The organism is Enterovibrio paralichthyis, assembly GCF_019209835.1.
GTDB lineage: Bacteria > Pseudomonadota > Gammaproteobacteria > Enterobacterales > Vibrionaceae > Enterovibrio > Enterovibrio paralichthyis.
Map to the genome: position 1 here is coordinate 19,788 of NZ_JAHUTS010000036.1, position 8,870 is coordinate 28,657.

Sequence of the window (8,870 nt, forward strand, 5' to 3'; positions counted from 1 at the left end):
CAGATCTGCAAAAAAAAGTAGCCCCATAAGGGCTACGGTTCGTAATGGCGATCTCCCGTGACGACGCTTTGGCCTATGCCGAACGTTCGACGCACCCACACATCAAACCACTCAGGATCGTTAGAGGTTTTGATAAACCCAAACGCCCACATCACCACCGCGATTAACGGGGCGATGATAAGCAACCAACCAATATTGGGTTTTGAGAACACCGCCATGACAGGGATTGCAACCACCCAGCCGCCCCCCAGGGAGGCGACCAGCATTATTGCTGCATATTTCTTTGGTAGACCTGCCACCAGATCAGGGAAGGTAATGCAGCGGAAAAGGTGTGATTTCTTCATGCCAGTAAGAAATTTCCGATAAGGCTGGCGGTCAGCAGAACGGCGCAACCCGCGACAATACAACCCGCCAGGAACTTTGGAACCTTGCCGAACATAAACATCACAGCAACGATAACCATGCCAAGCACTGCGAGTGTGCCACCGAACATGGTCAGTGGGTCGATAATTGATTCAGCCTTTTCATTAATTGGCTCTAGAACGTCCTCAGCCGTTGCAAGCGCTTGTGCGCTGTACATCGCCACGCAGACGGTGAGCCAGCGTATAAATGCGTTAACATGCTTCATTGTTCCCCTCCTTATCCTGGGTAATGCCGTAAAGTGATTGGTTTTCCGTGACTTCGATTGCCGCAGCCGTGAAAATTGATTGGTCGGTCAGCTTGTGTTTGCCCTTTAAAAAAGCCAATGATTGCAGCGCGTTTTCATCCATCGGGACACGCGCCATTTTCAGATCGGTTTCAAAAGGTTTGATGGATTCGCTGGACAGCGATTGTTGTTGGAAGGCGAGTTTATTAATAGCCAATGGCAGCACAGCGAGTACCGCTTCACTGTGATAACGTTCAGGGATTCTTACTTTTTTCTCTGCGCTATTTGCCATTTGTCGTGTCTCCTTTTGGTGGCTACCTGACAAAAATAATAGACGCAATATTTAAAAAATAAACATTTTATTTTTGTTTTTTTATTTATCTTGGGTCATACTGAAAGAGTAAAGCGAGGGGCGGCTATCAGCCTCAAACCGATAAGGAATCATCACCATGACCGCGAAAATCATCTCTATTATCTCGCCCAAAGGCGGGGTCGGAAAATCCACCACAGCTACTAATCTCGCCGCCGATTTCGCGCTAAAAGGCTTTAGCGTGGCGTTGGTTGATGCAGAGGAACACGGTACGACGATTGATTGGAACGATGCAGGGGTAAAGAATCTGCACGTTTTCGAGGGCTACAGCAGAACCATTACACAAACGATTGAAGCCCTGGCAAAAAAACACGACTTGGTTATTGTAGACACCGCAGGTAATAACCTCACGCTTTCCACGACTTCGGAAAACCTTCAAACCCTGGTTAACTCCAAAGCCGTTTCGGTGTCAGACCTTGTGCTTATCCCGGTTGAACCCACACCGCTTTCTATCCGCAAAACCATCACCTTTGACCCGATTATCAATAAAGCCGTAGAGGGCAAAGGAAAGGCATTCACGTTTTTAATGAGTTATCAGCGCAACACCGTGCTTTCCGCGCAGTGTTTGGCGTTGCTGAAATCTGGTCAGTTAGAAACGCCTTACCTTGGCGTCACCATCCGTGATGCGACGGTTGTTCCCCAAGCTGAGGGAATGATGCAGAGCGTTTGCCAATACGCCCCGCGCTCCAATGTGGCGCAGGATTTTAAAAAGCTGGCTAAAGCGGTGCTGGCAAATCTGAGCATGGAGGGTTAACCAATGGCTAAACCTGATTTTTTCGCAAAATCCGTCGCGGTTAAAAAGTCCGTGGCTGACGTGGTAGAAATGACCGCCCCAGACTATGAACTGGTGCGCTTGCCGATTGCCAAGATTGACCCTGATCCCAATCAGCCGCGCCGCGAGTGGAACGAGGGCGAACTCGAATCACTGACCGATTCGGTGATCGCTACGAAAGGTTGTCGCCAGCCTATCCGTGTGCGCATTCACCCGGACAATCCAGACCGTTTTATGGTGGTTGATGGTGAGGGACGCTGGACAGCGCACTGTCGCGGCCTTGAGCAAGGCGAAATCGCCTTGACTGACATCAACGCGCTGATTGGAAGAAAAGACATGGTGCAGCCGTCAGACGTTCGCCTTGAACAGACGATTGCGAACATGGCGCGTTATAAAATGCACTATCTCGATGAAGCGGCATCGGTCTATTTGCTGGTTAACGACCCGGACGCGCCGATTAAAAAAGGCGTTCTGGCGAAATCGCTCGGGGTAACGGGTTCCCATATCAGCCGCCTGTTGAAATTGCACACGGCGGGTGAGTTGGTACACGAAGCCGCCAATTACACCAAATCACTCAATTTGCTGACTGCTCTTGCAGATCTGCAAAAATTTGTCTCGGCGTCAGAGTTTGCCAAGCTGGTAAGCCAGGTTAAAAGCGGTGCGTTGAATGAGAAGAAAGCGCAAAAGCTGTTAGCCGACTACAACGCAGGCAAACAGCCAGGGATCGCGGAAGAAGGCTCCCTCAACCCGCTAGAACAACACGACCTGTTTTCCCCTGATGGTGAAAATGATGTCGTCGCCGGCAACGAAAAAACGGTTGCAGGCGATGACACCGACCTCACCCTGAGCGGCGACGATAACGCTGTCGCCGGCACAGCCTCGGACGATGAAGAAATCACCATTGATGATTTTTACAAAGACATTGAGCCAAGCGCTGAACGAGAAGAACAACCTGTTGGCGGCACACCGCTTTTAACCGCAAAAGCAGTGATCCGTAAAAGTGGAATGGTCACGCTCGATTGTGGCTCACACATGGTGTGGCTGACAGAAGATGTGCTCAAAGAGCTTAGAGAGGGCGAATGAAAAACCCAAAACGTTTTGGCATTCCCTGTTTTAAATACCTGGTGAACCTGCCCGAGTACCGCTCGGGCAACTACACCACGCAAAAACTCGCCAGTGATTTGATTGCGGTTGCTACTGAGCATGGCTGGACGGACAAAACGCAGATAGAGACGAGCATTATCTATCGCTGGATTCAGGGGTTTACTGTGCCGAAGTGGGCGCAACAAGCCGCGCTCGAATTGGCGGTTAGCCGTGGCTGGCAGATCGTTGATGATGATGATGTATGGTGCGCGGTGTGGATTTTGCGCGATGAATGCAAATTGCTTGATGATAATTGCGTCACGGCGACTTTGACGAGGCACGGCCTCAAAGTACCCGCGACACTCGGGGCGGTACTGGATAACGTGATTGATGCGATCAATTTGTGACCAATGGTGCTTTTAAGTTGCCTAATCACAGCGTTTACAGTAACGTAGAAAGACAAAAGGGCACCCCGCCAAGAGTGCCCTTTCATAAAGATTCCCAACGGTGCAGCAACACCTTGGGCATGGAAATCGCTACAGGACAGCGGCGACTTCACTTTCAATATTACAGAAAGAAAGTCGGTTTCTCAAATGTTCCTGTGCGAATTTCGTAAATAAACAGGACAAATAATGAGAAAAACGACCCCACAGACCTTTGACGTTGATGCGATACTCGCAGCCAACGACACCGCCAGCCTAAAAGCAAGGATTGAACAATATCAACGCCTTGCCACTAAAAAGCAGAAATTACAGCATTGGCACATGCGCCATATTCACAAGCTGTCTGCCTTCATTGATAACCCATATTGTTACAATAAGTGTTTTATTGAACTGCATCATGTAAACAGCAGCGTTAAACCGCTTCAAAAGCGCCAGCGTCTCGCCCTGGTGAAAGTGTTTTCCGCCCTGATGTATTTCACCGAGGGGGAACGTTATCAGGTCGGCGTATGTAAAGAATCCGACATGGAAGGCGTCACCCACGCTTCATTGAGAAGCACTTACGAAAAGCTATGGGGTGAAACCATTCATAAATCCCGTTGGGATCGCATGATTAAAATTCTCAAGAAAGCGAAGTGGCTCGATGTGGACGCCTGTTATTGCCTGGACAGTGAGCCGGACGAGAACGGCGAGATAAACGAGCGCATCTATTCAATCGCCGCCATGAAAACTTTTACCCTGACCTGCCTTGCGGCTTTTGGCCTGACGATGAAAAAAGACGTGATGCAATCCATTCAGCGCGGCATTGCTGATCGCATTCGAAAAGGGCTGTCTAATATCTGGATTGGTTATAAGAGCTTTACGAAGCGCCTGACCAATGACACCGGACAGACGCCTATCCCCATTGACTACGACAAAAGCCTGATACACTGACCAACCCTACACCCAAGACACGAACACCGCACAGCGGCGGGTTCAGTGTGCCTGATAGCCTTATTTTCCCCGGTTTTCCCCTGGCCTTTCCACCCGTGCCACGTAATGCAGACCCAAAACACCCCCTAGCCCGGCTATTTTCTCCCTGCTGTGACTCTTATCCCCCGTTTTTGTGCATAACCCTGTTGATGTCTTATTTAAAATAGGTCTTAGCAGTAGGGACTAAAAACAGAGTGGGTTCTTTAGCTCTTTTCTTACGAAAAGATCTCCTTAGCTATCTAAAGATAGAGAACTTAGTAAACCCTCAAAAGGGTTTCTGGTGATGACTCGCGCAAGCGCTCGGCGGGGCTTTGCAGCTTCGCTTTATCAAGCGAAGCGCCGCCCCTGGCCTCCGGCGAACACCAACAGAGAAAAACCAAACGCACTGCCACACTACCTATCGTGGGCGGCTTTATCCGGTTCGCAAAGGTCTAGCAGGAAGGCAAGGGGGTTGAGGTTTAAAGCGTTGCATTTGGCGCTCAAAATCCCGTGGTTGAATTATCTTGTGGTGAGTATTGGCTTTGCATGTGCTTCGCACATAAGAGCGCACAGCGCCCCGCAGGGCGCTTTAATCAAAGGGCGGTTTTATCGAAGAACTGGTGTTGTGTGTCGAGTGGGAATGCCAACATTGGCGCGTTACGCTCCAGGGTGTGAGGTCGGGTCGCTTGCGGCGTGGCGTGATACAGTGAAAACGTGGATTCTGCATCGACAACAATCAGGCCGCACGGGTATTTGTCCGATTTGGTTTCCCCGGTTTTTCTTATCCTGGCAATGGTGTGTTTTCCGGTGTGCAGTCTCATTTGCACCGCGCCAGGATTACCCCAATACGCAAAGAGATCCTGATTTTGAATTTCGAGATACACAGTCCCTAACCTATGCGTGACCTTGTAACTAATAGCTAATTCATCCAGGCGGTTTTTATCGCGTTCCAGCACATCACTTTCGTGGTTGCTGTACATCATTGAAAAACTCCCGGTTGGCAAAAAGGCTTTTGAGCGATAGGCGTCATTGTGAGCGATGTTGATTTGCTCCACGTTCTCAACGTACCGCGCATGACGGAAATTAAAACGTTTGAACGCCTTCCCTTTTGCTTGTTGGTAAGCCGTGTCTGTCAGTGACTTGAGTTGCAAAAACTCGGGGGTGTCGGCTTTATCATTAAGCTGAATGATGGTCGAAACAGAATGCGGCGCGATCATGAACCCGGTTTCTGGTTGCTCAGAATACACCGCAGGTTTGTTTGTGTAGACCGCTGTTGCATCATTCAAAAATGAAAACAATTGCTGTTCAGCATGGAAATACTGTTTCCATAGGTCGCGTTCCATTTTCTCGCCCTTTATAGATAGGTTTAAAGCATATTATCAAAATTCAATAAGGCGGGATATGTCCACAAAGTAGACATGTTTATTTTCACAGCGTTGCCAATATACAAGCATTAAAGGAGACGTTAAAAGCAGCCTCCGGCGTTCGCGTTGTGAGGCTGTTTTGTGTCCCAGGCACACTACCTATCGGGGGTAGTTTTATCCGGTTCGCAAAGGTCTAGCAGGAAGGAAAGGGGGTTATCGGTTTTCCCTGGTTCAGCGTTGAATTTGCATTACCTGGTTGTTTCGCGTTCCGTGGTTTTGGCCTCGCATCCCTTCGGGATAAGAGCAAAAATATTAGGCCATTTTATCTATTTTTTATTGGCGGAATTAGGCCATATTGTCTATATTTTAATAAGGGGAAGTTAACGAACCCGACCATTAAGCCCGACAGGGCAACTACCCGAAAGGATGATGATTATGAAAACTCAAACATTTATGCAGCAATTCCGCGCTTATAAGCGTCAAATCTATCGTGATGCTTCAATCATTCCCACGCTTGATCCGCATGTTGTAAGCCGTTTTGGTTATAAGCGAACTCACCAATTTATGCGTTATGAATCGCTGCTTTGCCGCCACCGTCCGTGTGATATTCACACCCGCATCAATTATCGCGCACACGCTACCGCCAAACCGCACTACTGGCGTGAAAATGCCAAGCGTTTAACTCAAATGTGGCGCAGTTGGAATCCTTTAAAGTAATAGATAGGTTTTTAAATTATCCATTTAAGGTGAGTGTTATGAACGTGACCGTAAATTCATATTTTTCAGGCGCAGGGTTAGCGGATTGGGGGCTGCTTTCGGCAGGTATCACCGTTAACCAAGCATTCGAGCTTGATGCGGCAGCTTGTGAAACATACCGTGCCAATATTGGCGACCATATAAAACAATGTGATTTGTCTCAGGAGCTTGTTTTGCCGCAGTGTGACTGTGACGGCATGGTTTTTACCTACCCTTGCACCAAATACAGCGCCATCGCAGACATTCACGGAACGCGAAGCGGGGATGATTTATTTTTACATGCATTGCGTCACCTAGCAGTCGCAAGACCCGAGTTTTATATCGTTGAAAACGTGCCGGGCATGAGAGCGTTTCCGGTCGTCATGGAAGCTATGACGAAAATGCCGGATTACTACATCAATGTGTTTTGCCCGGTAGAGACTGAGCAGTTTTTACCACAGCGCCGCTCACGCTTGATCATCATTGGAACCAAGCGCCCTTTCGACGTTAGGCCACCACAGCACACGCGCCCGGTGTCTCTTAAAGAGATTGTGGAGGATGAACCGCAGATCACTTTACCCAAAGCCATTGCCGCCCGGATGAATGGCGAATATCGGGATTTACCAATCATTAGTGACCCAAACCGGGGCGATATAGCGCCCTGTGCCGTGGCTCACTACGCAAAAGACAAGAGCACAAGGTTACTCGCTGATAAGCGTTACCCTTTGGGTGTCAGACCTTACAGCGTCAGAGAGTACGCCAGAATTCAGGGTTTACCGGATAGCTTTCATTTTCCGGTTAGCCAAACCGACGCTTACAAACAAATTGGGAACGGCGTGAGTGTGCCTGTTGCTCATTGGTTCGGTTGTGAAATGAAACGCTATATGCAGCAAAACAGACAAAACCGTTTGTTTTAACGTTCGGGCTGGTTCGCCAGCCTCACTACCACAAAGAGGGCTATGCCATGAAATGCAATCAAGACGAAATCAAAGCGTTAGAAAATCTGCTGAAAAATACAGAGGCCGTTTCTGTATTTATTGGGGGGCGGGTCGAATCAAGTTCGGCTAAAAAATTGCTGGAAAATGCAAAACGGCGAGGCATTGAAAACCTGGTGCAAGAGCCGGATGTTTGCTTTGTTACGCTCAACGATTTGAATTGCGAATACGCATTAACATTGCATACCTAATAGATAGGTTTTAAAAATATCCAAATAAAAAGTAAGTAGTATTGACGGTGATATTTTGCAGATCTGCAAAAAAAAGCAGCCTCCGGCGTTCGCGTTGTGAGGCTGTTTTGTGTCCCAGGCACAGTACCTATCGGGGGTAGTTTTATCCGGTTCGCAAAGGTCTAGCAGGAAGGAAAGGGGGTTATCGGTTTTCCCTGGTTCAGCGTTGAATTTGCATTACCTGGTTGTTTCGCGTTCCGTGGTTTTGGCCTCGCATCCCTTCGGGATAAGAGCAAAAATATTAGGCCATTTTATCTATTTTTTATTGGCGGAATTAGGCCATATTGTCTATATTTTAATAAGGGGAAGTTAACGAACCCGACCATTAAGCCCGACAGGGCAACTACCCGAAAGGATGATGATTATGAAACGTTTTAACCTGGATGAAATCAAATCATTGACCCGCGAAAACTACGAGATTGAGCGCCGTTGGTATCGCATACAACGCCGCCACCTAATCGAGTGTATTGCTTGTGACAGTGAAAATTTCGTGGCTTACACGATGATGTACAAACAGTTATCACAAGGTAATCACTTTTCAAAACTGCAAGTTAGCTGTGATCGATACGACGAATCATTATGCTTTGGTTGGGTCATTGATAGGGCAATGAATAAACAGAATAAAGATGGTATTGAAGCCTGGTTACTGGTTGAAAAATTCCAAGTATTCCACACACTCGCGCCGTTTCTTCAAGTGGCTTAAAAAGATAGGTTTAAAACCTATCTAAATGAAGGGGAAGAACATGAACACAGCAGATATTGAGATCTTGAAAGAGGCCGTTTTAAAAAGTGCGGTTTCAATCCGTCATAACTCCGCAGGCCAAACGACAGTCTCTTGTCGTTACTGTTCTAAAACGATTTTTCCGGTAAGGCCACCGATCAGCGCAGCGATTAAACGGATAGCACATGATGACAGTTGCCCGTACATGATCGCGCAAAGAGATTAAAAAAGCAGCCTCCGGCGTTCGCGTTGTGAGGTTGTTTTGTGTCCCAGGCACACTACCTATCGGGGGCGGTTTTATCCGGTTCGCAAAGGTCTAGCAGGAAGGAAAGGGGGTTATCGGTTTTCCCTGGTTCAGCGTTGAATTTGCATTACCTGGTTGTTTCGCGTTCCGTGGTTTTGGCCTCGCATCCCTTCGGGATAAGAGCAAAAATATTAGGCCATTTTATCTATTTTTTATTGGCGGAATTAGGCCATATTGTCTATATTTTAATAAGGGGAAGTTAACGAACCCGACCATTAAGCCCGACAGGGCAACTACCCGAAAGGATGATGATTATGAA

The 8,870-nt window shown here is 47.9% G+C and carries 13 protein-coding genes; 9 read left to right on the forward strand and 4 right to left on the reverse strand.

Going from position 1 to position 8,870, the window contains the following annotated elements:
* Positions 1–32 precede the first annotated feature (32 nt).
* The 3 genes from KU854_RS23155 to KU854_RS23165 are packed head-to-tail and all read right to left on the reverse strand — an operon-like array spanning position 33 to position 938.
* The gene (locus tag KU854_RS23155) at positions 33–344 is read right to left on the reverse strand and encodes a hypothetical protein (RefSeq protein WP_218360643.1); all 312 of its coding nucleotides are present in this window, start codon (positions 342–344) and stop codon (positions 33–35) included.
* Positions 341–628 carry a TrbC/VirB2 family protein gene (locus KU854_RS23160; protein ID WP_218360644.1) on the reverse strand — a complete coding sequence of 96 codons (288 nt, stop codon included), beginning with the start codon at positions 626–628 and terminating at the stop codon, positions 341–343. The genes KU854_RS23155 and KU854_RS23160 overlap by 4 nt, the downstream gene beginning before the upstream one ends.
* Positions 615–938 (reverse strand): hypothetical protein, encoded by a 324-nt coding sequence (locus KU854_RS23165; RefSeq protein ID WP_218360645.1) that lies wholly within the window; start codon positions 936–938, stop codon positions 615–617. Before KU854_RS23165 ends, KU854_RS23160 begins: the two co-directional genes overlap by 14 nt.
* A gap of 157 nt (positions 939–1,095) precedes the next feature.
* On the opposite strand from KU854_RS23165, the gene KU854_RS23170 reads away from it, so the two are divergent.
* The 4 genes from KU854_RS23170 (at position 1,096) to KU854_RS23185 (ending at position 4,244) form a co-directional block, all read left to right on the forward strand.
* Positions 1,096–1,770, forward strand: coding sequence for a ParA family protein (locus tag KU854_RS23170; protein WP_218360646.1), 675 nt, complete (start codon positions 1,096–1,098; stop codon positions 1,768–1,770).
* A 3-nt stretch (positions 1,771–1,773) separates the two neighbouring features.
* Positions 1,774–2,871, forward strand: a complete 1,098-nt coding sequence (locus KU854_RS23175; protein WP_218360647.1) for a ParB/RepB/Spo0J family partition protein — start codon at positions 1,774–1,776, stop codon at positions 2,869–2,871.
* Positions 2,868–3,278 (forward strand): hypothetical protein, encoded by a 411-nt coding sequence (locus KU854_RS23180; protein WP_218360648.1) that lies wholly within the window; start codon positions 2,868–2,870, stop codon positions 3,276–3,278. The genes KU854_RS23175 and KU854_RS23180 overlap by 4 nt, the downstream gene beginning before the upstream one ends.
* A gap of 225 nt (positions 3,279–3,503) precedes the next feature.
* Complete coding sequence (locus KU854_RS23185) at positions 3,504–4,244, forward strand: hypothetical protein (RefSeq protein ID WP_218360649.1); 741 nt, start codon at positions 3,504–3,506, stop codon at positions 4,242–4,244.
* Between the two features lie 611 nt (positions 4,245–4,855).
* On the opposite strand, the gene KU854_RS23190 is transcribed toward KU854_RS23185, so the two are convergent.
* Entirely contained in the window at positions 4,856–5,605 is a 750-nt protein-coding gene (locus KU854_RS23190; protein ID WP_218360650.1) for a hypothetical protein, read from the reverse strand.
* Between the two features lie 456 nt (positions 5,606–6,061).
* On the opposite strand from KU854_RS23190, the gene KU854_RS23195 reads away from it, so the two are divergent.
* The 5 genes from KU854_RS23195 (at position 6,062) to KU854_RS23215 (ending at position 8,533) form a co-directional block, all read left to right on the forward strand.
* Positions 6,062–6,343: a hypothetical protein gene (locus tag KU854_RS23195; protein WP_218360651.1), complete on the forward strand. Its 282-nt coding sequence runs from the start codon at positions 6,062–6,064 to the stop codon at positions 6,341–6,343.
* On the forward strand, positions 6,325–7,278 hold the full coding sequence (locus KU854_RS23200) for a DNA cytosine methyltransferase (protein ID WP_218360652.1): 954 nt from the start codon (positions 6,325–6,327) through the stop codon (positions 7,276–7,278). The genes KU854_RS23195 and KU854_RS23200 overlap by 19 nt, the downstream gene beginning before the upstream one ends.
* 47 nt (positions 7,279–7,325) lie before the next feature.
* Entirely contained in the window at positions 7,326–7,547 is a 222-nt protein-coding gene (locus KU854_RS23205; RefSeq protein ID WP_218360653.1) for a hypothetical protein, read from the forward strand.
* Between the two features lie 403 nt (positions 7,548–7,950).
* A complete protein-coding gene (locus tag KU854_RS23210; protein ID WP_218360654.1) occupies positions 7,951–8,289 on the forward strand; it encodes a hypothetical protein in 339 nt (112 codons plus the stop codon).
* Positions 8,290–8,329: 40 nt separating this feature from the next.
* Positions 8,330–8,533, forward strand: coding sequence for a hypothetical protein (locus KU854_RS23215; RefSeq protein ID WP_218360655.1), 204 nt, complete (start codon positions 8,330–8,332; stop codon positions 8,531–8,533).
* Positions 8,534–8,870 lie beyond the last annotated feature (337 nt).